Here is a 21,983-nt window from a genome sequence, read left to right as displayed (position 1 = left end):
AGCTCCGGCATGACGCCTGGGTGAGCCGCCACTCAGAGAGCGCCAGTTCCCTGCTCCCAAAATTCCTGGGGCCGATACTGGAAAGCCAAGCCTGAAGATGTGCAGTTGTAGTCCTCGGAAATGGTGTTCTGGCAGAGGCTATGGTGACGTGCTCTCGGATGTTGTGCCGTAGGCAGGGTAGGGGCTGAAATGATGAAACCCCAGCTAGTAGCTGGGGTTCCATTGTCGGCGAACTGTTGTGGTAGTCGGGGCTCGTGGTCGTTGGCCTGATTCAACGGCTTTGCATCGAAGGCCGGGATCTATGCCCCAGGGCTAGTTAACCGCCGCAGCCATGTCCGCATTGGCAGCCATCTTTCTTGCGCAGAATTTCGTAGAGATCGTCCTTGAGCTGCAGCTTCTGCTTCTTCAGCGACTCGATGGTGTCGTGGGTTGCGGGAGTGATGCCCGCTTCCATGTTCTTGATCTCCTGGTCGAGCTCGTTGTGGCTATGGAAGAGCTTTGCAAAATGCGGATCCTCGGTCTTGAGGCGAGAAATCTTTTCGCGGAACTCGGGAAACATGAGGGTTCTCCAGGGGAGTGAAAAAGGCACTTTGCGGGATTCGAACCTGGCCGGTGTTGAGGTAGATCACTGAAGGCGCCACACGAAAGGGCTTGTCCGCTCCTGGCGGATAGCAACCGTCCCCTGACGGCAATTTTCAGCCCACCGCTACCGCCGAAAAGCTCACCCTCATACTGACCGGCGACTGGAATCGCCTGACCCTGGGCGGCGGCGCCAGCTGGAACTCCAGCAACTCGCTGTACTTCAGCCGCTACAACAGCTGCGTGGGGCAGGACGACTACACCGTGGTCAACCTGATGGCGCGCTACCGGCTCACCGACCACCTCTCGACCACGCTGAACCTGAACAACCTGCTCGACGAGAAGTACTACGCGGGGTTCTCCGGCAGCTACGGCCACTACGGGCCGCCGCGCAACCTGATGATGAACGTGCGGTACGACTTCTGAGTTCAGGCCTCATTGGTCGAGGTGTGGAGGGGCCGCGGCGGTCAGCTGTCGCACGAGGTGGCGGCTCGGTAACATGCGGTTTTCGTCGCCAGCGGATTCCTGTGGTGCTGCGTTCTTGATCTGCACTTGCCGTTGGCGCAAAACAATAAATCTGCCGCATCGACCAAGGGACTGAAGAGCAAATCGCCATGAGCGTGACCATCCGCAACGAACAGCCCGAAGACATCGACACCATCACGCGGCTGACCACCGCGGCATTCGAAAACGAAGCACACTCAAGCCATACCGAACAATTCATCGTCAACGCCCTGCGCCGCTGCGGGCAACTCACCGTCTCCCTGGTGGCGGTAGAAGACGGCAAGGTCATCGCCCATGTCGCCATCTCACCGGTTCGAATTTCGTCTGGCACAAGTGGCTGGTACGGACTCGGGCCGATCTCCGTATGGCCGGATCGTCAGGGCCAGGGCATTGGCTCGGCCTTGATGAAAGCGGCCCTGGCAGAGCTGCAACGCCTCGGCGGTATTGGCTGCGTAGTGCTGGGCGACCCTGGCTACTATGGCCGTTTCGGTTTCAAGGCCCACCCGGGTTTGGAATTGCCTGGAGTGCCCCAGGAATACTTCCAGGCGCAGGTATTTGCTGGTGAGCTGCCGACCGGCACTGTTCAGTACCATGAGGCGTTTGAGGCTATCGAGTAGTCGTGTCTCCCTGATGGCGATGCACGGCTAAGCGAAGGTTCAGGCGCTGGATGACTTTGTCTCCAGTGCGGATGAAAACGATCCTGCTTTCACATTGCGACTCCAGGAACTGCAGAGCCAGCTTGAAGTAGCTGTTCAACGATGGAAGGCATTCGGTTCACCGTCCAGCTTCTGGTCTTCCTGGTTTGGGAGGTCGATACGCAAGCTGGTGCAGTAATGCGGCTTTTTGTACGCGTTCGCGATTCGCGCGCAGGGCGCGCTCCTACAAGAGGCTCAATGCGTAGGAGCGGATCTCATCCGCGAATCGCGCCGGAACCTCCGGCTATCGCGGACAAGGTCCTACCATACGGGCGGGCACGGCTTCTCGTAGGAGCGAGCTTGCTCGCGAACCAGCCCCGCTGCGGAATCTGTTCGCGAGCAAGCTCGCTCCTACGAAGAGCATCCGGGCGTGGGCTGTAAGACAGTTGCTCCTACAGGACTGCTTCAGCAAACACTGGACCTCGTAGGATGGGTTGAGCGAAGCGATACCCATCGCCATGACCGCATGGGTTTCGCAAACTCAACCCATCCTACGAAGAGCGCCTCGGCGCAGTCAGCACGACAGTTGCGCCTACGGGATTGAAGCGCCACCCACTACTGGCGGATAGCACTTCACGTCACGCCCCTTACGCCCGGCCGCGTTCCTCAGCGGCGGCATACAACCGCTCGGCATCGGCCGCCAGGTACTCCAGCGCGCAGAAGGCGCCGTCCAGCACATCCTCGGCGGGCGAACCCAGGTCCGGCGCGCCGGCCAGCAGGCGCAGCAGATTGACCAGGGCCGATTGGCGGGATTGGGCAGCGTCGTAAAGCTCCGACGGGGCGGTGTTCTTGAGAGGGTGGGGTAGAACAGCGGATGCGATATGCATGGGAAAATCTCCGAGTAGGCTGGTTTTCCGCGCCCTGACGCCAATCAGGGTGGGCGGACCGTGCAGGTTGGCGTACCGGACTCGGACCGGCGCATCCGAAGATGCCCCACACGGCCCTCCCATAACGCGGGTGCAGCCGTGCTAGACGCAGGACAAAGTCTCCTGCGCCTACCGAGCACGGGACGCCAATCCCGTACCGCCCAGGTTGGGCGGCGAGGCAACGTTAGGGAGTTGCCGCGGGACTGTCAATCGGACGGAACAGGGAGGCGGCTGGGGCGAGAAAAAGGAACAGTTTCATTTTCGGATAGGCAGTCCGCTCCTGGCCGATAGTCACCAGCCACCGACCTGTTTGCTCTGCTGATCCCCTCAAGATCAGGCCCCATTGGCCTCAAAGCTGTCACTGCGCGCCATGCGCCACATGCGCTCGTAGAACTCCCCTTCGATATTGCCGCTGAGCAGTTCGCCCGGCTTGAGGAAGTAGTGCAGGTGGGCGAACAGGCGGATTTCGCTGGACGACACTCGGCGCACCAGGTGTTTGGCTTCCACTTCCGAGGGGTGGCGCAGGCCGGCGGCGGCGAGCATTTCGGCCAGGGCTTTCAGGGTGTTGCGGTGGAAGTTGTAGACGCGCTCGGCCTTGTCCGGCACCACCAGGGCGCGTTGGCGCAGTGGGTCCTGGGTGGCTACGCCGGTGGGGCATTTGTTGGTGTGGCAGCTCTGGCTCTGGATGCAGCCGATGGCGAACATGAAGCCGCGGGCGGAGTTGGCCCAGTCGGCGCCCATGGCCAGTACGCTGGCGATGTCGAAGGCGCTGACCACCTTGCCGCTGGCGCCGACGCGGATCTTGTCGCGCAGGTTCAGGCCGACCAGGGTGTTGTGCACGAACAGCAGGCCTTCGCGCATCGGCAGGCCCATGTGGTCGACGAATTCCACCGGAGCGGCACCGGTGCCGCCTTCCTTGCCGTCGACCACGATGAAGTCGGGGAGGATGCCGGTTTCGTGCATGGCCTTGGCGATGCCCATGAATTCCCAGGGGTGGCCGATGCACAGCTTGAAGCCCACCGGCTTGCCGCCGGAGAGTTCGCGCAGGCGGACGATGAAGTCGAGCAGTTCCCTGGGCGTGCTGAATTCGCTGTGGCTGGAGGGCGATACGCAGTCCTGGCCCATGGGTACGCCGCGGGTGGCGGCGATCTCGGCGGTGACCTTGTGCTTGGGCAGGATGCCGCCGTGGCCGGGCTTGGCGCCCTGGCTGAGCTTGATTTCGATCATCTTCACCTGCGGGCTGGCGGCCTGGGCGGCGAAGCGCTCGGCATCGAAGCGGCCGTCGTCGCCACGGCAGCCGAAGTAGCCGCTGCCCAGTTCCCAGGTCAGGTCGCCGCCGTACTCGCGGTGGTAGGGGCTGATGCTGCCTTCGCCGGTGTCGTGGATGAAGTTGCCCATGCGCGCGCCCTTGTTCAGCGCTCGGATGGCGTTGGCGCTGAGGGCACCGAAGCTCATGGCGGAGATGTTGAACACCGAGATGGAGTAGGGCTGCTTGCACTCGGGCCCGCCGACCATGACGCGGAAGGTGCTGGGGTCGGCCAGCGGCGCCGGGCGGATGGAGTGGGCGATGAATTCGAAGCCGGATTCGTAGACGTCGATGAGGGTGCCGAAGGGCTTGTCGGCGGTTTCCTGCTTGGCGCGGGCGTACACCAGGCCGCGCTGGGCGCGGGAGAAGGGCAGGGCCTCGCGGTCGCCTTCGAGCAGGTACTGGCGGATTTCCGGGCGGATGCCTTCGACCAGGTAGCGGATGTTGCCGAGGATGGGGTAGTTGCGCCTTACGGCGTGGGGCGCCTGAAGCAGGTCGAACACGCCCAGCAGGCTGAGGGCGAGGGTCACCAGGGTGAAGGGCCAGACCCAGTCGTGCCCGAGGAAGGGCAGGCTGAACAGGGTGAAGAGCACACAAGCGGCGAAGAAGGCGTAACGGCTTAGCAGCGACAGGTTCATGGAATCTCCAGTCGTCGGGCTTGATCACGGGGGTGGGCTGCCGGCATGGCGCAGCGGACCGCCATTGAGCATGGCAGGCGTTGCGCCGCTGTGCTCGGGCGAAGGTCAAAGGGCTGGGCGTTGCGGGCGGATTCTTATGGTGTGGAAGGCTTGCGAGGCCGAACTTAGCCCGAAGCGGGGAAAAAAGAAAGCAAGCTAACGATATTTTCTGTCGCTGAGAAAGCTTGCTTCCAAATATGCAATTGTGGGTGCGGAAAAGGCTCCGCCCACGGAACTTGCATCTGCCAATGAGCCCGGCCGAGGGGTCTGCGAAGCGACCTGCACGGCCTGGCCCGGGGCCTGGGCATGGTTGCGGGGGAGGGTGTCAACGCCCTGCGCGAAGCAAGTCCGTCCACTTGCGCACCAGGTAATTGTGTTCGTCCATGACGGAGTTCCACACGCCGATATGCCCCATTCGCTGGGCATATGAGCCGCCTTCGCGTACCTCGCCGGGTTCGATGAGCGGGGCTCCGTCGCTGCCGGGTAGCTGTTCGGTGGCGGGCTTGCCTTCGTACCAGTAATCCCATTCCGCCGCAGACAGGTGGTCACGGGCACGCGGCGGGTTGGAAATGTAGAAGCCCTGCCTTGCCATCAACGCGCCAGGCCAGCCCGCAAGCCACCAGTTGAGATAGGCGTATGCGGCATCCTTCACCCGGCCTTCCACGCAGCGAGAGAGGGAGAGGCCGCCGAACCAGGCGCGGTAGCCCTCCCTGGGGATCGCCAGGCGGTATTTCACGCCGGCCCGGTGCAGTTGCATCAGTGTCGGCGACCACAGGCTCTGGATGTGGACGTCCGGGCCCAGCATGAGTTCGCCGGCTTCGTGGTCGTCCGACCAGAAGGCGGCGAAGTGCCCGTGGCGTTGCAGCCTGATGAGCACGGCGGCCAGTTGATCGATCTCTTCCAGGCGCAGATTGCCGATGTTTTCGAAGTGCGCCAGCCCCTTGGCCTGGACCGCCATGGCCGCGTCCAACGCGCCGATGGCGGCATCGCTCTGCAAGGCGATGTGCCCACACCATCCCTCGTCGAGCAGCCACGACCAGCTTTCCTCCTGCCCGGCCAGGCTCGCGGGCAGCCGCTCTGGCCGATAGGCGAAGCTGTCGGCGTTATGCGTCAGGGGCAGCATGCTGATCAGTTCGCTGGGGCGGCTGGCCAGGCTTCCATCGCGTTGGACGAACAGGCGGTCACAAGGCAGGCTGCCGCTCGCCAGGCGATCTTCCTGGTGCAGCCGGCCACGCTTGGGCAGGTCGTTGATTTCCTCCCACAGTGCGACGCGACGCGTCTCGATGGGCTGGATCGCGCGCGCGGGCCAGACGAAGTCGATGTTGTGGAACCATTGATCGTAGAGGTCGTAGCTCTCCGGTTGCATCACGGCGATGCGCTGCGCCGTCTGGGTGTCGTGGATCCGGTATTCCAGGCGGATGCCCAGTTCTTCTTCGGCGCGCAGGCGAATCGGCTCCAGCAGCGTGACCGAGGTGCCGAGTACGCGCAGGGTGACGGGCTTGCTCATGCCGCCCGTCCCAGGCGTTTCAGGAAGGCTTCGAAGGACCGCCGCAGTGGCTGGGTATCGAGGTCGCGGACGATGAACACCAGGCGTGACCGGCGGGGGCCGGCTGGCCAGTCCGCCAGGTGGACCGGCGCGTACAGGCAGTGCTGCACGCCATGGATGACGATGGGCTGGGGGGAGTCGATCACGTCGAGAATGCCTTTGACTCGGAGAATCCGCTCGCCGTGGCATCTTAGCAGCATGGACAGCCAGACTCCGAAAGCCATCCAGTCGAGCGAGCCTTCGAACTCCAGGCAACAGACACTGGCGCTGCCATGGCGGGTTTGCGCCAGCGGGGCGAACAGTTGCCAGCGGGCGACTTCGGCATCCGCGGCCTCGCCCTTGAGCCCTTCGCCGAGGAGCAATTCGTCTCCGTTGGCTACCGCATCGGTCAGTGCCAGCGAGGCCGTGGGGTTCAGTTGCCCGAGACGCCGCAGAAGTTGCGCCAGCGCTTGCGGGGCGACAAGTTCGCTCTTGCTCACCAGGAGTCTGTCGGCGGCGGTGACCTGCCCGAGCCATTCCGGATGAAGCCGCTCCTGCATTTGCGCGTGCTGCGCATCGACGACGGTGGCCAGCAACCCGAGATGAAAGCGGCCACGCAACTGCGGGTCCCGGTGCACGGTGCTCAGGATCGGACCGGGGTCCGCCAGTCCTGTGGTTTCCAGCAACACTCGGCGAAAGGCTGGTATGTCGCCACGGCTGCGCTTTGCATGCAGGTCGAGCAGCGCCTGCTTCAGGTCGCCACGTACCGAGCAGCAGACGCAGCCGCCGGGCAGCAGCAGCGTACCGGGCGCTATTTCCTCGACCAGCAGGTCGTCGATTCCGACCTCGCCGAATTCATTGATCAGCAATGCCGTCTCCCCGAGTGCCTCGCCAGCCAGCAGACGCTTGAGCAAGGTGGTCTTGCCGCTGCCGAGGAACCCCGTGACGACATTGATCGGCAGGCTCATGGGCGGGCCTCCAGGTGGTCGAGCACGCGCGGGTCGAGGGGGTCGAGCTTGCTGCCAAGCACCTCCTCGGCCACCTGCCAGAGCTCCTCCAGGCCATTGGCGAGCGCCTGTTTTCCGGTCGGCCCTTGCACGAGGTAGGAGGTGCCCTGGACGTCACTGACCCGCAGGCGGAACGGTGCGATCACCTGATTGATCGCAGCAATCCGCCGCAGGCGCTCGCGCCGGCGGGGCAGGGTGCCCCCCAGCGGGTCGCTCCAGTGCACATCTTCCCCGAGAAGACCACAGAGTCCGCACATCTTTTCACCTCAAGGCATCACGTCGCCGGCGTTCGGGCCGAGGGTCTGGCCGACGAAGAGGTTGCCGCCGGGCTCGGATGCCAGCAGTACGGCGATGGGGGCGACTTCGTCGGCCCTGCCGAAACGCCCTAGGGGCAGCTCCTTGGCCTTGGCGGTCTTCCACGCCTGGCTGATCCCGTCCACCAGGGGCGTTTCGATGGGGCCGGGCGCGATGGCATTGACCAGGACGTTGTGCTTGCTGACCTCCAGCGCCAGGGATTTGCTGAAGCCGATCACCCCGGCCTTGGCCGCGGCGTAGTGCGCCAGTTCCGCGCCGCCCTTGATACCCAACTGCGAGGCGATGTTGATGATGCGTCCCCAGCCTTGGGCGAGCATGTGCGGCAAGGCGCGTTGGCTGGCGACGAAGACGCTGGTCAGGTCAACGCGCAGCATTTCTTCCCACATCTCGTAGGTCAGCTCGACGCAGGGGGCCTGGGTCAGCATGCCGGCATTGTTCACCAGAATGTCGATGCCGCCGAAGGCCTCCAGGCAGGCATCGACGCCGGCCTGCGCACCCTCGCGGGTGCCGACGTCGGCCACGCACGCCTGCACTTGTGCTCCACGGGCGCGGCATTCTTCGACCGCTGTCGCCAAGCGCGTGGCGTCACGGTCGCATAGCAGCAGGCGCGCGCCGGCGTCGGCATAGGCGTGGGCGATGGCCGCACCGATCCCGCTCGCTGCCCCGGTGATCACCGCACGCCGATTCTGCAGATGTTTCATGTGTCTCTCCCTGGAAGCCGCGCGGGCTATCCCGCGCGGCGGTTCGATATCAATCGGGCCAGCGAACGGTCAGGCCACCATCGATGATGATGCTCTGCCCGGTGATGTAGCTGGCCTGGGGGCTGGTCAGGTAACGCACGAGGTCCGCGACTTCGCTGGCACGGCCCACTCGGCCCAGTGGAATGGCTGCGGCCGCCTTCGCCAGGCCCTCGGGGCCCAGGGAGTTCTTCGCATCGAGCGACTGCGGCGTTTCGATCAGCCCGGGAATCACCGCGTTGCAGCGAATGCCCCTGGGCGCCAGCTCCACGGCCAGCGAGCGGCACAGGCCGGGTACGCCCGCCTTGGCCGCCGCATAGTGGGCATGCTCCTGCCAGCCGTAGACGCCACCGGCGATGGAGGAGATGGCCACCAGGGCGCCGCCTTCGTCCATGTGCCGAACCGCGCTGCGGAAGGTCCGCATGACGCCGCTCAGGTCCACGTCGAGCATCTCGTTCCAGCGCTCGTCGGACATCTCCAGCAGAGGCGCGCGTCGCAGCAGTCCGGCGTTGGCCACGGCGTAGTCGAGTCGTCCGAAACGCTCCATGGCGGCAGCCGCGAGCGCATCCAGGGAGGCGCTGTCCGTGACATCGGTGGGCAGCATCAGGCATTCGCCTCCAGCTTCCTCCACCAGGTGGCGGGTGCGGGTGGGGTCGTGGGGATCGCCGGGGAAGTAGCCACCGGCGACGCGCACGCCGTGCGTGGCGTAGGCCACGGCCAGGGCCTGGCCGATTCCGCTGGCGGCGCCGGTGATCAATGCGACGGGTCGAGACATGTCGGAAGCTCCTGGTTACTTGACGCTGGTGGGTTCGACGTGACGGGCGGCGAACATCACCAGCCCGGAGAGGAAGCAGGGCAGGGCGCCGAACCACAGCGCCGCGGCGTGCCACTGGCCGCCGCCGGCCAGCACGCTGGTGATGCCCAGGCCGGCGACTATCGCGCCGATCGGCCCCATGGCATGGACGATCGCGCCGCCCGTGGCGCGGATGCTCGTCGGGAAGCTCTCGCCCATGAAGAACAGCATTGCCGAGTAGGGGCCGGTCAGGAAGAACAGGCCCAGGCTGTACAGCGAGACTACGGTCGCCAGTTCGCTCGGCGCCTGGAGCATGGCGAAGAAGGCCAGGCCTCCGCACATCCAGCCGACGGCCACGGTGTTGCGGCGGCCGATGCGGTCACCGAGCCAGCCATGGAACAGGTAGCCGATGAAGCCGACCAGGTTGGAAAGCACGAGGATCCACAGCGAGTTCTCGAACGACAGCTTGTGCACGCTGACGATCACCGAAGTGCCGAGCACGCTGAACACCTGGATCGCGGACCAGTTCAGCAGGATCGCCAGGCTCAGCACCAGGGTGGGACGCAGCGCGGCGCCGCGGAAGGCCGCGGCCACGCCGGCCTTGGCGTGCTCGTCATAGTCCACGTCGTACTCGCGGGCCAGGGCGCGGGCGTCGGCGTCCTGGCCGGCCTTGCGCAGCTGGACGATGCGCTGATGGACCTGGAACTGGGGGCTTTCCTTGAGCTTGCGGGCCAGCACGGCGATCACGAAGGCGGGAACCGCCGCGAAGACGAAGCAGCCCTGCCAGCCGATATGCGGAAGCAGCAAGGCGGTGAGGCCGGCGGCTATCAGCGCGCCCACCGGCCAACCGCTCTGCACGAGGCTGTAGATGAAGCCGCGGCGCTTGACCAGGCGGGGATCGGTAGAGGCGGCGTACACCTCGGTCAGGTAGGTCGCGTTGACGCCTTCCTCGGCGTAGCCGAGCCCTGCCACCGAGCGGACCATGACCAGGGGCGCCTTGCCCAGGCCGGCGCACACCGCCGTCAACGCGGAGCACAGTGCGGTTCCGCCGATGGTGAGCATGATGCCCCCGCGCCGCCCGATGCGATCGACGACCGGGCCGATGGCGAAGGCGACGACGGCGCCACCGATGGCGACCCAGGTCGCGATCTCGGCCTGCTGGGTTTCGTTCCAGTCGAAGTGCCCACCCATGACCGGCAGCAGCGTGCCGAACAGGATGAAGTCGTAGACGGCGAAAACCCAGGCGAAGAAGGCGATCCAGGTGGCATAGGTGACGTCCCTGGATTCCAGCTGAACGGGTTTCCAGGCGTCTGGCTCGGTGACTTGCGTCGTGGTTGCGGCGTGCGTGGAGGTCATGTCGGCATTCTCTTGTTGTTGAGGGTCAGCGCTTGCGCGGCTGGCGACGCAGGAAGTCGTCGGCGATCTCGTCCATGGTCACGAATCGCACGCCTTCATGGCCCTGCATGTGCTCGATGAGGCGCTCCAGCATGAGCAGCACCTGGGGGCGTCCGGACACGTCGGGGTGGATGGTGATGGGGAAGACCGCATAGTCCAGCTCGCGGTAGACCCAGTCGAACTGGTCGCGCCACATCTCTTCCAGGTGGCGGGGATTGACGAAGCCGTGGCTGTTCGGCGACTTCTTGATGAACATCATCGGTGGCAGGTCGTCGAGGTACCAGTTCGCCGGAATCTCCACCAGGTCGGTTTCCTCGCCGCGGACCAGGGGCTTCATCCAGGTGTCCGGGTGGGCGCTGTAGTCGATCCGCGTCCAGCTGTCCTTCACCCGCACGTAATAGGGGTGGAAGTCGTTGTGCATCAGGCTGTGGTCGTACTTGATGCCCTTCTTGAGCAGCAGTTCGTTGGTCACGTTGCTGAACTCCCACCAGGGCGCGACGTAGCCGGTGGGCCGCTTGCCCGCCAGCGCGGTGATCAGCCCGATGGACTTGTCGAGGACGATTTCCTCCTGCTCGGGGGTCATGGCGATGGGGTTCTCATGGCTGTAGCCATGAATGCCGATCTCGTGGCCGGCGTCGACCACCGCTTTCATCTGTTCCGGGAAGGTCTCGACGGAGTGCCCGGGGATGAACCAGGTGGTGCGCAGGTCGTACTTCCTGAACAGGTCGAGCAGGCGGAGCGAACCCACCTCGCCGGCGAACAGGCCGCGCGAGATGTCGTCCGGGGAATCCTCGCCGCCGTAGGAGCCAAGCCAGCCGGCCACCGCATCCACATCGACGCCGAGGCAGACGAATATTTCTTTTGCCATCGTTGAGTCCTCTGTTGCCCGGAAGCAGATACCGCGGGGTCAAGGCCGGGCCCTTGCCCCGCAAGGGGTTGTCGGGGCGTCAGGCCCGGCTCAGGGCCTGTTCGATCGAAAGGGCGGCGCGCAGCAGGCGTTCGTCGCTTCCACTGGGGCCGGCGACCAGCAGGCTGGTGGGCAGGCCGTTCTCGTCGACGCCGCTGGGCAGGGCCACGCCCGGCATGTCGAGCATGCTTCCGGGCATGGTCAGGCGCAGCGTGGCCAGGTTGGTCCGCGCGAAGAGGTCGTCGTCGCTTTCCAGGGGCGCGAGGGCCGGTGCGACGTGGGCCACCGTGGGGGTGATCAGCAAGGCGCCGTCAAGCTCGAGCGCCAGTTGTCGCTGCAAGCGTTCCGCGGCCTGGTACAGGCGAATCTGCGTGCTTGCCGGGAACTGCCGGGCCGCTTCCAGGCGCTTGCGCACGCGGGGATCGAGGTGTTCGGCATCGGGGCTGTCGAGCAACGCCTGATGCAAGGTGAAGGCTTCGGCGCTACCCAGCCAGCCGCTGCTTTCCACGAGCCGCAGGGCCTCCTGGAAGGCTGCCAGGGGCTGCTCCTCGATCACGGCTCCGGCCTCGGCCAGGCGTTTCAGGGCAGCCAGGAGATTGCCCGCGACAGCCGCCTGCAGGCGGGCGTCGCCGAGAAGCTGCGGGTCGACCCGCAGGCGTATCCCCGCCAGGGGCAGCCCCGAGACGGGACGGTTCGAGGCAATGTCTGCGCGCATGAGCCGATCCATGATGATCAGGTCGCGAACGCTCTTCGCGATGGGCCCCAGGGCGTCCAGCGAGCGGGCGAGGGGGAATACCCCGTCGAACGAATAGCGCAGCCGGCTGCCGCGGTAGCCGACCAGGCCATTGAAAGCTGCTGGAATGCGGATCGAGCCGGCGGTATCGGTCGCCATGGCCAGCGGCACTACACCGGCCGCCACGGCGATCGCGGAGCCGGAGGATGAACCGCCGGGGACTCTGGCTTCGCCTTTGAAATGGCTATTGGCAGGGGTGCCGAAGTGAGGGTTCAGGCCAAGCCCGGAATAGGCCAGTTCGCTGAGATTGGTCTTGCCCACGGTGACCAGCCCCGAGCGGGCCAGGGCGGTGACCAGCGCCGAGTCCGCCGCGGCTGCCGGGGAGTGCAGGCGAAGCTTGGCGCCCGCCGTCGTCACGCATCCGGCGACATCGAACAGGTCTTTCCAGGCCATCGGCACCCCATCCAGTGGCGACAGCGGTTGACCCGCTTCCCAGCGCGCCTTGGCAGCCAGGGCTTCACGGCGTGCCCTGTCCTCGGTCAGGCAGATGAAGGCTTCGGGTATCCGGGCGGCGCGGCTGAGCGCCTCGTCCAGCGCCGTGACGGGGTCTGAGGCGCCGGTGGCAAAGCCTTGCGCCAGTGAGAGAGCGTCAGTGAACATGGGTTTCCATAAATGTATATGTTTTTAATAAGTACATTTAAGAAAGCACTGTTCATGCCAACCCATCGCCGGGCCATGTTCGGGCTGCTTGTAGATTGCATGGCAGATGCCCTTGGAGGCTTTTACCTCTCGATGAAGTGGTTCAAATGAAATAATGTATATGTGAGAAAATGATCCATTTATGGGTGTTCCTGTAACAGCTGCACCAAGAGGTGTCACGGGGAGTGTTACCGGTTCGGACCGGCACGCCCTGCTGGCCGTCTATGAGAGACTTGTCGATCGAAGCGTTTTGGGAAGTCGCTATGCCCGTTACCCCCCCGCACGAAGAGCGCCTGGCGTCGCGCTACGAAATGATCCGGAACACGCTGCGCGAGGCGATACTCGCTGGCCAGGCCGCTCCCGGCCTGGTGCTGGTCGAAGGGCCCCTGGCCGAGCTTTTCGGCACCAGCCGTGTTCCGGTGCGGCAGGCACTCAACCTCCTGCACGAGGAGGGCTTGATCCGTCGGTTCGACGGGCGCGGGTATCTCATCGACCCTGATGGCCGCGCAACGGCTCCGCAGCGCCTGCCCTTGACGCGCAAGTTGCTCGGGCTGGAGCCGCGCGAGGACCTGATCGACAACCGCTCGCTGGGGGAGCGGATCCATGACGAGCTGGCGAGCTGCGTGATTCGCTTCATGGTGTTCGGCCATTACCGCATCGACGAGCAGCGTGCGGCCGAGGCGCTGGGGGTCAGTCGCAGCATCGTCCGCGAAGCGCTCATGAGGCTCAGGGACCGCGGGCTGGTGGAGAAGGAGCCGTATTCCCAATGGCTGGCCGGCCCGCTGACCGCCCAGGCGGTGATCCAGGACTACGAACTACGCGTCCTGCTGGAGCCCGATGCGCTTCGGCAGGGGGTCGAGAGCGTTACCCGTGACGAGCTCGAAAAGATGCTGGCGCGCATCGTCGATGCCCAGGAGGCGGGGAGCCGGGTGGAACGTTCCGCCATCGAGCAGATCGAGCAGGATTTGCACGTGACCTGCCTGGCCGGGCTGCGCAATGCGCGCATGGCGGCGATCATCCGACAGTGCCAGATTCCGATGAACGTGGGCCGGGTGCTGCACGAGGCACTGCATACCAGTACCGATGAAGCGATGTTGCAGGAGCATCGGCTGGTCTTCGAGGCGTTGCTCCACGGGACCGTGGAATCGGCCTCATCGTGTCTGCGCGACCATCTTTGCCGTGCGCGGGAACGTACGCTTCAGCGTCTGAAGGTGCTTTCGGTCCTGCCCGAGCCGGAGCTTCCGCCCTACCTCGAACGCCTGGCTTGATCCCCATGCGCTGAGCGCTGCCTGTCGGCGCGCCGGCCGCCGTTCGCTGGCGGCCGGCGGCGGGGATCAGAGCGTGGCCTTGACCTGCAGGCCGAAGACCAGGGCGTTGTCGATGCTTTGCCCGGAGAAGGCGCCCGGTTCGATCACGTATTGCACGTCCGGGCGCAGCAGCAGCCAGGGCGTGGCCTGGAAGCCGTAGCTCAGTTCGACCAGGCGCTCGGCGTTGTCCAGGTCGGGGTAGGCCTGGCCGTTGGCCAGGGCGTTGTCTTCCTGCAGTTCGCGGCTGCGCGGGTTGGGCACGGCGCGGCCGAAGCCCAGGGCGAGGGTGTCGCGTGGGCGCCTGGCGAAGGGCTGGTAGAGCACCACGCCGGCGCTGTACCACTTGCTGAAGGGCGAGGCCGCCGAGCTGACCACCGAGGCCTGGCCGAAGAGGTGCAGGCTCTGCCCCGGGCGATGCTGCGCGTGCCACACGGCCTGGTCGGCCAGCAGGTAGTGGCCGTCGCGCCCGGCGACCTTCTCGTCGCTGCCGATGCGCTGGGCGTCGGAGCTGTCGTAGTACCAGCCCAGCTTGTATTCGCCGGGCAGTTCGTCGAGGCGCTTGTAGACCAGTTCAATGGGCACCACGGTGCCGGTGCTGTGCTTGGGCGTGAGGTGCCAGGCGCGGCTGGAGTTGCCATTGCTCTCGGGGTCGACGTTGAAGGCCGCCACGCGCAGCTGCCAGGCCGGCGAGAAGCTGTATTTCAGGCGCACGCCCAGGTGGGCGTTGGGGTAGTTGCTCCAGCCGCTGCCGCCGGACATGTTCAGCGGATGGCCGCAGAAGCCGGCGTTCATGAAGTTGCAGAGGATGCCGCTGTCCAGGCCGCCGAGGTCGTTGCCCATGGCCATGTAGCCGAGCTTCACGTCCAGCGCCGGGGTGAACAGGCTGCGCTCGTAGCTCAGTTCGGTGAGGCGGGTGTAGAGGCCGCCGTAGTTTTCCTGCACGGGCAGGCGGTTGCCGACCAGGTCGCCGGAGCCGTCGTTGCCGCGGCGGTCGTTCACGGTCAGTTGCACCAGGCCGCCGTTGTCCAGGCCGTACAGCTTGCTCAGGTCGAAGCGCACGCCGAGCTTGAGGTTCTGCGAGTAGCGCGCCGAGCGCTTGAGGCCGCCGTCGGCGTTGTACACGGTCTCGCCGCTGTATTCGCCGGTGAAGCGGATGCCCTGGTCGTCCAGCTCGTGGCGCAGGCCGCCCCAGTCGCCGCTGAGGGGCGAGCGTTCGAGCAGGTCGTCGGCCAGGGCCAGGGACGGGGTGAGGCAGGCGGCGCCCAGCAGCAGGCGCAGGGAGGTGGAGGGGAGTCGCATGACGGAACACTTACCGGATGAGGAGAGACGCGGCCTTGGGCCGCGTCGGAAGAAGACGCCCGCCGGGGTGGCGGGCGCGGGGTTCAGGGCAGGGCGTAGGCCATCACGTAGTCGCCGCGGTCCGGCGACTGGCGGGCGCCGCCGGCGGTGACCACGATGTACTGCTTGCCGGTCTTGGGCGAGACGTAGGTCATCGGGCCGCCCTGGCTGCCCACGGGCAGGCGGGCCTTCCAGATTTCCTTGCCGTTGCCGCTGTCGTAGGCGCGCAGGTAGAAGTCCTGGGTGCCGGCGATGAACACCAGGCCGCCCTGGGTGGACAGGGTGCCGCCGAGGGTCGGCAAGCCGATGGGGATCGGCAGGTGCATGCGGATGCCCAGCGGGCCGGTGTCCTCGACCGTGCCCACCGGCACCTGCCAGGCGACCTTGCGGGTCTTCAGGTCGATGGCGCTGAGGGTGCCGAAGGGCGGCGCCTGGCAGGGGATGCCGGCCACCGAGAGGAAGCGGTTCTTGTTCACCGCGTAGGGCGTGCCCTTGAGCGGCACCGCGCCCATGCCGGTGTTCAGCGACTCGCCGCCGGAAGCGGCCTGGCCCTTGTTGGCCGAGGGGATCATCTGCACCCACAGGCCCAGGCGCATGTCGTTGACGAAGATGAAGCCGTGCACCGGGTCGGTGGAGATGCTGCCCCAGTTCATGCCGCCCAGGGAGCCGGGGAAGCTCAGCGAGAGGTCGGTGCCCGGCGCGGTGTAGAGGCCGTCGTAGCGCATCTTCTTGAAGTCGATGCGGCACAGCAGCTGGTCATAAGGCGTGGCGCCCCACATGTCCGACTCGGTGAGGGTCTGCGCGCCTATCTGCGGCATGCCCACCGATTTCGGCTGGGTCGGCGAGTAGGGCTCGTTGGGGATGTTGGCGGCTTTCACCGGCACTTCGTCGACCTGGGTCAGCGGCTTGCCGGTGGCGCGGTCGAGCACGTAAATCTGCCCGGCCTTGGTGCCGATCACCACGGCCGGCACGCTCTTGCCGTCGGCCACGGGGAAGTCCACCAGGCTCGGCTGCATCGGCAGGTCGAAGTCCCAGAGGTCGTTGTGCACGGTCTGGAACACCCACTTCTCGGCGCCGGTGGTGGCGTCCACGGCGAGGATCGAGGCGCCGTAGGTGTGGTCGAGCTTCGTGCGCTCCACGCCGTAGATGTCGGTGGAGGAGCTGCCCATGGGCAGGAACACGGTGTTCATCGCCGCGTCGTAGGACATCGGCGCCCAGCTGTTGGGGGTGCTGCGCACGTAGGTGCCGCCCGGCGCCGGGGCCTGCTTGTCCTGCGGGTTGCCCGGGTCGAAGGCCCAGCGCATCTGCCCGCTGATGACATCGAAGCCGCGGATCACGCCGCCGGGCATGTCGGTCTGGACGTTGTCCGCCACGCGGCCGCCGACCACTACGGTGGTGCCGGCCATCAGCGGCGCGGAGCTGAGCTGGTAGTAGGAGTCGGGCACGTCGCCCAGGCCGGCCTTGAGGTCCACCTGGCCGTCGTTGCCGAAGCCCTGGCAGAAGGCGCCGGTGTCGGCGTCCACGGCGATCAGGCGGGCGTCGATGGTGTTGGTCAGCAGGCGGCGCTGGCAATTGGCGCCGGCCGGCACGCTGACGGCGGTGACCGGGGTGCTGTTGGGCTGGGTGGGCTGGGCGACGGTCTTGGTCGCGTCGAAGTAGGCCAGGCCGCGGCAGCGCTGCCAGACCTTGGACTGCGCGTTGATCTCGTTCTTCCACAGCTGCTTGCCGGTGTCGGCGTCCAGCGCGATCAGGTCGTTGTGCGGGGTGCAGATGAACACCTTGTCGCCGACCTGCAGCGGGGTGAGCTGGTCCTCGGCGCCGTTGCCGTCGCTCTCGGCCACGTCACCGGTGTGGTAGGTCCAGGCCACCTTGAGCTTGTCGACGTTGCCGCGGTTGATCTGGTCCAGCGCGGCGAAGCGGCTGCCGCCCTCGGTGTTGCCGTAGTGGGCCCAGTCCTTCTGCGCGTGGGCCGGGTCCACCGGCGTCAGCCCCGGGCCGTCGCCTGTGGGGGCGACGCTGGGGTGGGCGACGAACATGTTGCCGGCGGCCACCGCCAGCAGCACGGCGAGCACCGCGGCCACGCCATAGGCGCCGCGCCCGGCGACGCCGCCGGAGGCGCGCACCAGCATGGGGTAGATCAGCGCCACCGCCAGGCCGATGGCGCCGAACATGAACAGCCGCGAGAACAGCGGCCAGAACGCCAGCCCGGCGTCGGCCAGGGCCCAGAGGGCGGTGCCCGCCAGGAAGGCGGCGAACAGCCAGGCGCCGGCCGGCTTGCGCAGCGCCAGCAGGACGCCGGACAGGGCCATGGCCAGGCCGCCGATGAGGAAGTACCAGGAACCGCCCAGGCTGGCCAGGCGGGCGCCGCCGGCGGCCAGGGCGAGGCCGAGGAGGGCGATGACCACCCCCAGGCCGACCAGAATGAAGGTGCTGGCGCCAGAGGCGCGCTGTGCTTGTCTCATGCCGGGAATCTCGCAGTGTGGGAGTGCGAATTATACCCTTAGCAAGCTAATTAACTAGATGGTTAATGGTGTTTTGTCCGATTTCCGACCAGGCGGTCGTGCTCAGCAGGCGATCACGTTCACCGCCAGGCCGCCCTTCGACGTCTCCTTGTACTTGTCCATCATGTCGCGGCCGGTGTCGCGCAGGGTGTCGATGGCCTTGTCCAGCGACACCAGGTGCTGGCCGTCGCCGCGCAGGGCCAGTTGGGCTGCGTTGATGGCCTTGAGCGAGGCCATGGCGTTGCGCTCGATGCAGGGCACCTGGACGAGTCCTGCGACCGGGTCGCAGGTCAGCCCGAGGTTGTGCTCCAGGCCGATTTCGGCGGCGTTCTCCACCTGTTCCAGGCTGCCGCCCAGCACTTCGGCCAGGCCCGCCGCGGCCATGGCGCAGGCCGAGCCGACCTCGCCCTGGCAGCCCACCTCGGCGCCGGAGATGGAGGCGTTGAGCTTGCACAGGATGCCGACGGCGGCGGCGCTGAGCAGGTAGCGTTCGATGGCGTCCATGGGCGCGTCGGCTTGGTAGTGGGCGTAGTAGTGCAGCACCGCCGGGACTATGCCGGCCGCGCCGTTGGTGGGGGCGGTGACCACGCGGCCGCCGGCGGCGTTTTCCTCGTTCACCGCCAGGGCCCAGAGGTCGACCCAGTCCATGGCGCCCAGGGTGCTGGCGATCAGGTTGCCGCTGCCGGCCTCGTTCAGCCGGCGGTAGAGCATGGGCGCGCGGCGGCGCACCCTGAGGCCGCCGGGCAGGGTGCCCTCGGTCTCCAGGCCGCGGCGCACGCAGGCCTGCATTTCCGCCCAGATGTGTGCAAGGCCGGCGTGGATCTGGTCCTCGCTGCGCAGGCTCAGCTCGTTCGCCCACATCAGGTCGCTGATGCGCCGGAAGCCGTGGGCATGGCACAGCCGCAGCAGTTCCTCGGCGCTGTGGAAGGGGTAGGGCATGGGGTTGTCGGGCAGGGCGCGGTCGGTGTTGAAGTCGGCCTCGTCGACCACGAAGCCGCCGCCCACCGAGTAGCAGGTGCGCTCGGCCAGCACGTGGCCGGCGGCGTCCAGGGCGCGCAGGCGCATGCCGTTGGGGTGGGCCGGCAGGCTGCCGTCGTGGAACACCAGGTCGCGGCCGGGGCTGAAGTCGATGACGTGCTCGCCGTCCAGGGCCAGGCTGTGTTCGGCGAAGATGGCGTCCACCAGCGGCGCCAGGGCGGCGGGGTCGGCGTCCGCCGGGTCGATGCCGAGCAGGCCGATCAGGCAGGCACGGTCGGTGGCGTGGCCCTTGCCGGTGGCGCTGAGCGAGCCGTAGAGGTTGACCTCCACGCGCGTTACGCGGGTCAGCAGGTCGGCCGCGCGCAGGCGCTCGACGAACTCGCGGGTGGCGCGCATGGGGCCGACGGTGTGCGAGCTGGACGGGCCGACGCCGGGCTTGAACATGTCGAAGACACTGAGGGTCATGGTTGTGGTCCTCCTGGGTTCAAGCATGGACCTGTTTGGGGGGGATTGCCGGGGGTTGTGGTGTGTGGGTTTAAGAGCGCCCTCTCCCCAACCCTCTCCCTGAAGGGAGAGGGGGCTGTCCTGAGTGGCCGGGGAGTCTGGAGTCAGACTGACACTCCTGACCTCACCCACGTCATTCCCGCGAACGCGGGAACCCAGAGCCTTGCACAGGGTTTCAGGGAGCCTCGTGATTTCGCTTCACGCCGAACGGTCCCCTCTCCCGCTTGCGGGGGAGGGTTAGGGTGGGGGAGCGGAGTATGGGGTTGGCAGTGGAGTGTCGGTGAAGTCCGTTGCCCTCACCCCAACCCTCTCCCTGAAGGGAGAGGGGGCTGTCCTGAGGGGCTGGGGAGTCTGGAGTCATCCTGATACTGCTGGTCCCATCCTCGTCATTCCCGCGAACGCGGGAACCCAGTGCCTTGCACAGAGTTTCAGGGAGCCTCGTGGTTTCACTTCACGCCGAACGGTTCCCTCTCCCGCTTGCGGGGGAGGGTTAGGGTGGGGGAGCGGAGTACAGGTTTGGCAGAGGTGGGTGGGCGAAGTCCGTTGCCCTCTCCCCAGCCCTCTCCCTGAAGGGAGAGGGGGCCGTTCGGCGTGGACGGATAACGCCGTGTCAGCTGGCAAGTTCGTAGGGCGGATAACCGTTCGCGGTTATCCGCCGCCGGCCTATGCACCAAAGCCCGGCGACGCCCTACGAACTCCCCTTACCCCTGCGCCTGCAGAAACAACGAAAACAACTCCGACTGCGACTTGATCCCCAGCTTGCTGTACATGTGCTTGCGGTGCACCTTCACCGTCTCCGCCGAGATCGCCAGCTTGCGCGCTATCTCCTTGCTGGAGCAGCCGCTGAGCATCAGCCGGCCCACTTCCAGCTCGCGGGCCGTCAGTGGGGTTTCCAGGCGTTCCACGGTTTCTTCCAGGCGGCTCTGCCAGCGCGGCGCCGGTGGGGTGGCCTGCTCCAGCAGTTCGCGCTCGAAGGCCATGCGCTGGCGCATCAGGCCGGCCACCCAGGGGCGCAGCAGGTCGAGCAGGGCGGCCTGCTCGGCGCTGAAGCGGCCCTTGCTGCCCAGGGACAGGCACAGGGTGCGCTCGGCGTCGAGCTGCACGTTGAACTGCACTTCGTCGGCCACCACGTTGAGGCGGAAGTAGCGCTGGTAGTAGTCGGTCTGCTCGAAGCATTCCGGGGCCACGTCGGCCAGGCGCAGCAGGCCGCTGCCCGGGGCCTCGCGGCTGGCGATGTAGAAGGGGTCGAGCAGGTACAGGCCCTTGAGGTAGTCCTGGAACAGCGGGTCGGGGCCGCCGTCCTCGCCCGGGCATTCGGCGAACACCTGGGGGCGGCCGTTGCTGAAGAGCAGCGCCACCCAGCTGTCGAAAGGCACATACTCGTTCAGCAGGCGCACCAGGGCGAGCCAGAAGTTGGGCTTGTCCAGCGTCTCGATCAACTGCCCGACCGAGCGGTGCCAGGCGATGTCCTGCAGCGTAAGGTTCATGCCTCTACCCCTGTTGGGTTACCACGTGGGCGTAATTACCCGGGCGCGATGGCGAACTGCATACTCGGTGAATGCCTTGCACCGGCCCGGCGCGCATTCTGACCCTTTTGCGCCGGGCGGTCATGTTTCCCGCCAGGACGGCTGATCCATCCCGCGTGGCGAGCGAGCCCGCACAAGAACGACAGGAGCTGCAATGAAGGTCGAACTCGTCCAACTGGCCGGCCGCGACGGCGACACCGCCTACAACCTCGGGCGTACCCTGGCGGCGATCCGCGCCTGCGCCGCGGATACCGACCTGGTGGTGTTCCCCGAGACCCAGCTGATGGGCTTCCCCACCGAGGACAACGTCGCCCGCCTGGCCGAGCCGCTGGACGGCCCCAGCGTGCGCGCCGTGCAGCAGGTTGCGCGGGAGTGCGACGTCGCCGTGGTGGTGGGCATCGCCGAGGCCGGCGACGACGGCCGCTTCTACAACACCACGCTGCTGGTCACCCCCGAGGGCATCGCCCTGAAGTACCGCAAGACCCACCTGTGGGCCTCCGACCGCGGCATCTTCACCCCCGGCGACCGCTACGCCACCGCGCTGTTCAAGGGCGTGCGGGTGGGCATCCTGATCTGCTTCGACATCGAGTTCCCGGAAAGCGCCCGCGCCCTCGGCCAGCTGGGCGCCGAGCTGATCCTGGTGACCAACGGCAACATGGACCCCTACGGCCCCACCCACCGCACCGCGATCACCGGCCGGGCCATGGAGAACCAGGCCTACGCGGTGATGGTGAACCGCGTCGGCGAAGGCGACGGCGGCCTGGTGTTCGCCGGCGGCAGCGCGGTGGTCGACCCCTTCGGCCAGCTGCTCTGCGAGGCCGGCCGCGAGGAGTGCCGGATGCGCGTGGAACTGGACCTGGCGCGCCTGCAGCAGGCGCGCCGCGACTACAGCTACATCGCCGAGTGCCGCTTCGTGCTGCCCGGCGAGACGCGCGAGCACGCCGACGGCCTGCGCGAGCTGCTGATTCCGGGCTGAGCCCCGGAAGGCGCAGGGCCGCGCCAACGATCCAGCCAAGAAGTACCGGTGGGAGCGTCCCTCCCGCCTGCGTCTCCCGGGTGAGGGGAGGCGCCTTTGCACGCGTCGATTTCGA

19 protein-coding genes are annotated in these 21,983 nt (G+C 66.6%); 4 read left to right on the top strand and 15 right to left on the bottom strand.

Features of this window, described 5'->3' with window-relative positions; all coding sequences use genetic code 11:
• Window positions 1-316 precede the first annotated feature (316 nt).
• Entirely contained in the window at window positions 317-559 is a 243-nt protein-coding gene (locus M8R19_RS04875) for an HP1242/YdcH family protein (protein ID WP_009619027.1), read from the bottom strand.
• Between the two features lie 170 nt (window positions 560-729).
• On the opposite strand from M8R19_RS04875, the gene M8R19_RS04870 reads away from it, so the two are divergent.
• Window positions 730-1,005: a TonB-dependent receptor domain-containing protein gene (locus tag M8R19_RS04870; RefSeq protein ID WP_349654708.1), complete on the top strand. Its 276-nt coding sequence runs from the start codon at window positions 730-732 to the stop codon at window positions 1,003-1,005.
• Between the two features lie 188 nt (window positions 1,006-1,193).
• Window positions 1,194-1,700, top strand: a complete 507-nt coding sequence (locus M8R19_RS04865) for a GNAT family N-acetyltransferase (RefSeq protein ID WP_116423735.1) — start codon at window positions 1,194-1,196, stop codon at window positions 1,698-1,700.
• A gap of 665 nt (window positions 1,701-2,365) precedes the next feature.
• Here the strand turns inward: M8R19_RS04865 and M8R19_RS04860 are convergent.
• The 10 genes from M8R19_RS04860 to M8R19_RS04815 all read right to left on the bottom strand — a co-directional run bounded on the left by M8R19_RS04860 (window position 2,366) and on the right by M8R19_RS04815 (window position 12,699).
• On the bottom strand, window positions 2,366-2,605 hold the full coding sequence (locus tag M8R19_RS04860; protein ID WP_058489046.1) for a hypothetical protein: 240 nt from the start codon (window positions 2,603-2,605) through the stop codon (window positions 2,366-2,368).
• 372 nt (window positions 2,606-2,977) lie between these two features.
• Window positions 2,978-4,588, bottom strand: a complete 1,611-nt coding sequence (locus M8R19_RS04855) for an FMN-binding glutamate synthase family protein (RefSeq protein WP_249917185.1) — start codon at window positions 4,586-4,588, stop codon at window positions 2,978-2,980.
• Window positions 4,589-4,952: 364 nt separating this feature from the next.
• A complete protein-coding gene (locus M8R19_RS04850) occupies window positions 4,953-6,134 on the bottom strand; it encodes an ABC transporter substrate-binding protein (protein ID WP_249917184.1) in 1,182 nt (393 codons plus the stop codon).
• Window positions 6,131-7,120, bottom strand: a complete 990-nt coding sequence (locus M8R19_RS04845; RefSeq protein ID WP_116423740.1) for a CobW family GTP-binding protein — start codon at window positions 7,118-7,120, stop codon at window positions 6,131-6,133. The genes M8R19_RS04850 and M8R19_RS04845 overlap by 4 nt, the downstream gene beginning before the upstream one ends.
• Window positions 7,117-7,416 (bottom strand): hypothetical protein, encoded by a 300-nt coding sequence (locus tag M8R19_RS04840; RefSeq protein WP_249917183.1) that lies wholly within the window; start codon window positions 7,414-7,416, stop codon window positions 7,117-7,119. The genes M8R19_RS04845 and M8R19_RS04840 overlap by 4 nt, the downstream gene beginning before the upstream one ends.
• A 9-nt stretch (window positions 7,417-7,425) precedes the next feature.
• Complete coding sequence (locus M8R19_RS04835) at window positions 7,426-8,175, bottom strand: SDR family NAD(P)-dependent oxidoreductase (protein ID WP_249917182.1); 750 nt, start codon at window positions 8,173-8,175, stop codon at window positions 7,426-7,428.
• 49 nt (window positions 8,176-8,224) lie between these two features.
• The gene (locus tag M8R19_RS04830) at window positions 8,225-8,986 is read right to left on the bottom strand and encodes an SDR family NAD(P)-dependent oxidoreductase (protein WP_058070154.1); all 762 of its coding nucleotides are present in this window, start codon (window positions 8,984-8,986) and stop codon (window positions 8,225-8,227) included.
• Window positions 8,987-9,001: 15 nt separating this feature from the next.
• Window positions 9,002-10,360: an MFS transporter gene (locus tag M8R19_RS04825; RefSeq protein ID WP_249917181.1), complete on the bottom strand. Its 1,359-nt coding sequence runs from the start codon at window positions 10,358-10,360 to the stop codon at window positions 9,002-9,004.
• Window positions 10,361-10,385: 25 nt separating this feature from the next.
• Window positions 10,386-11,267, bottom strand: a complete 882-nt coding sequence (locus M8R19_RS04820) for a polysaccharide deacetylase family protein (RefSeq protein WP_116423745.1) — start codon at window positions 11,265-11,267, stop codon at window positions 10,386-10,388.
• Window positions 11,268-11,346: 79 nt separating this feature from the next.
• Window positions 11,347-12,699, bottom strand: a complete 1,353-nt coding sequence (locus M8R19_RS04815; protein ID WP_249917180.1) for an amidase — start codon at window positions 12,697-12,699, stop codon at window positions 11,347-11,349.
• Between the two features lie 302 nt (window positions 12,700-13,001).
• Between M8R19_RS04815 and M8R19_RS04810 the strand changes: the two genes are divergently transcribed.
• A complete protein-coding gene (locus M8R19_RS04810; RefSeq protein ID WP_116423747.1) occupies window positions 13,002-14,006 on the top strand; it encodes a GntR family transcriptional regulator in 1,005 nt (334 codons plus the stop codon).
• Between the two features lie 66 nt (window positions 14,007-14,072).
• Here M8R19_RS04810 and M8R19_RS04805 read toward each other — a convergent pair whose 3' ends face one another.
• The 4 genes from M8R19_RS04805 to M8R19_RS04790 form a co-directional block, all read right to left on the bottom strand.
• Window positions 14,073-15,344, bottom strand: coding sequence for a carbohydrate porin (locus M8R19_RS04805; RefSeq protein WP_249917179.1), 1,272 nt, complete (start codon window positions 15,342-15,344; stop codon window positions 14,073-14,075).
• 83 nt (window positions 15,345-15,427) lie between these two features.
• Window positions 15,428-17,845: a glucose/quinate/shikimate family membrane-bound PQQ-dependent dehydrogenase gene (locus M8R19_RS04800; RefSeq protein WP_249917178.1), complete on the bottom strand. Its 2,418-nt coding sequence runs from the start codon at window positions 17,843-17,845 to the stop codon at window positions 15,428-15,430.
• Window positions 17,846-17,947: 102 nt separating this feature from the next.
• Complete coding sequence (locus tag M8R19_RS04795; protein ID WP_249917177.1) at window positions 17,948-19,327, bottom strand: L-serine ammonia-lyase; 1,380 nt, start codon at window positions 19,325-19,327, stop codon at window positions 17,948-17,950.
• A gap of 740 nt (window positions 19,328-20,067) precedes the next feature.
• Window positions 20,068-20,853 (bottom strand): helix-turn-helix transcriptional regulator, encoded by a 786-nt coding sequence (locus M8R19_RS04790; RefSeq protein ID WP_009619040.1) that lies wholly within the window; start codon window positions 20,851-20,853, stop codon window positions 20,068-20,070.
• Window positions 20,854-21,046: 193 nt separating this feature from the next.
• On the opposite strand from M8R19_RS04790, the gene M8R19_RS04785 reads away from it, so the two are divergent.
• The gene (locus M8R19_RS04785) at window positions 21,047-21,868 is read left to right on the top strand and encodes a carbon-nitrogen hydrolase family protein (protein WP_249917176.1); all 822 of its coding nucleotides are present in this window, start codon (window positions 21,047-21,049) and stop codon (window positions 21,866-21,868) included.
• The last annotated feature ends 115 nt before the right edge of the window (window positions 21,869-21,983 follow it).

The organism is Pseudomonas sp. R3.Fl (assembly GCF_023516765.1).
Lineage (GTDB): Bacteria > Pseudomonadota > Gammaproteobacteria > Pseudomonadales > Pseudomonadaceae > Pseudomonas > Pseudomonas citronellolis.
The sequence above is the reverse complement of the archived record's forward strand: the minus strand, read 5'-3'. Positions and strand labels throughout refer to the sequence as shown.

What these genes read in the sequence shown, in the direction of transcription:
- M8R19_RS04785 (WP_249917176.1), top strand. Translation starts at nt 21,047, where the DNA reads ATGAAGGTCGAACTCGTCCAACTGGCCGGCCGCGACGGCGACACCGCC.
- M8R19_RS04820 (WP_116423745.1), bottom strand. Translation starts at nt 11,267, where the DNA reads ATGGCAAAAGAAATATTCGTCTGCCTCGGCGTCGATGTGGATGCGGTG.
- M8R19_RS04815 (WP_249917180.1), bottom strand. Translation starts at nt 12,699, where the DNA reads ATGTTCACTGACGCTCTCTCACTGGCGCAAGGCTTTGCCACCGGCGCC.
- M8R19_RS04845 (WP_116423740.1), bottom strand. Translation starts at nt 7,120, where the DNA reads ATGAGCCTGCCGATCAATGTCGTCACGGGGTTCCTCGGCAGCGGCAAG.
- M8R19_RS04855 (WP_249917185.1), bottom strand. Translation starts at nt 4,588, where the DNA reads ATGAACCTGTCGCTGCTAAGCCGTTACGCCTTCTTCGCCGCTTGTGTG.
- M8R19_RS04790 (WP_009619040.1), bottom strand. Translation starts at nt 20,853, where the DNA reads ATGAACCTTACGCTGCAGGACATCGCCTGGCACCGCTCGGTCGGGCAG.
- M8R19_RS04810 (WP_116423747.1), top strand. Translation starts at nt 13,002, where the DNA reads ATGCCCGTTACCCCCCCGCACGAAGAGCGCCTGGCGTCGCGCTACGAA.
- M8R19_RS04840 (WP_249917183.1), bottom strand. Translation starts at nt 7,416, where the DNA reads ATGTGCGGACTCTGTGGTCTTCTCGGGGAAGATGTGCACTGGAGCGAC.
- M8R19_RS04860 (WP_058489046.1), bottom strand. Translation starts at nt 2,605, where the DNA reads ATGCATATCGCATCCGCTGTTCTACCCCACCCTCTCAAGAACACCGCC.
- M8R19_RS04835 (WP_249917182.1), bottom strand. Translation starts at nt 8,175, where the DNA reads ATGAAACATCTGCAGAATCGGCGTGCGGTGATCACCGGGGCAGCGAGC.
- M8R19_RS04800 (WP_249917178.1), bottom strand. Translation starts at nt 17,845, where the DNA reads ATGAGACAAGCACAGCGCGCCTCTGGCGCCAGCACCTTCATTCTGGTC.
- M8R19_RS04825 (WP_249917181.1), bottom strand. Translation starts at nt 10,360, where the DNA reads ATGACCTCCACGCACGCCGCAACCACGACGCAAGTCACCGAGCCAGAC.
- M8R19_RS04850 (WP_249917184.1), bottom strand. Translation starts at nt 6,134, where the DNA reads ATGAGCAAGCCCGTCACCCTGCGCGTACTCGGCACCTCGGTCACGCTG.
- M8R19_RS04795 (WP_249917177.1), bottom strand. Translation starts at nt 19,327, where the DNA reads ATGACCCTCAGTGTCTTCGACATGTTCAAGCCCGGCGTCGGCCCGTCC.
- M8R19_RS04875 (WP_009619027.1), bottom strand. Translation starts at nt 559, where the DNA reads ATGTTTCCCGAGTTCCGCGAAAAGATTTCTCGCCTCAAGACCGAGGAT.
- M8R19_RS04865 (WP_116423735.1), top strand. Translation starts at nt 1,194, where the DNA reads ATGAGCGTGACCATCCGCAACGAACAGCCCGAAGACATCGACACCATC.
- M8R19_RS04805 (WP_249917179.1), bottom strand. Translation starts at nt 15,344, where the DNA reads ATGCGACTCCCCTCCACCTCCCTGCGCCTGCTGCTGGGCGCCGCCTGC.
- M8R19_RS04830 (WP_058070154.1), bottom strand. Translation starts at nt 8,986, where the DNA reads ATGTCTCGACCCGTCGCATTGATCACCGGCGCCGCCAGCGGAATCGGC.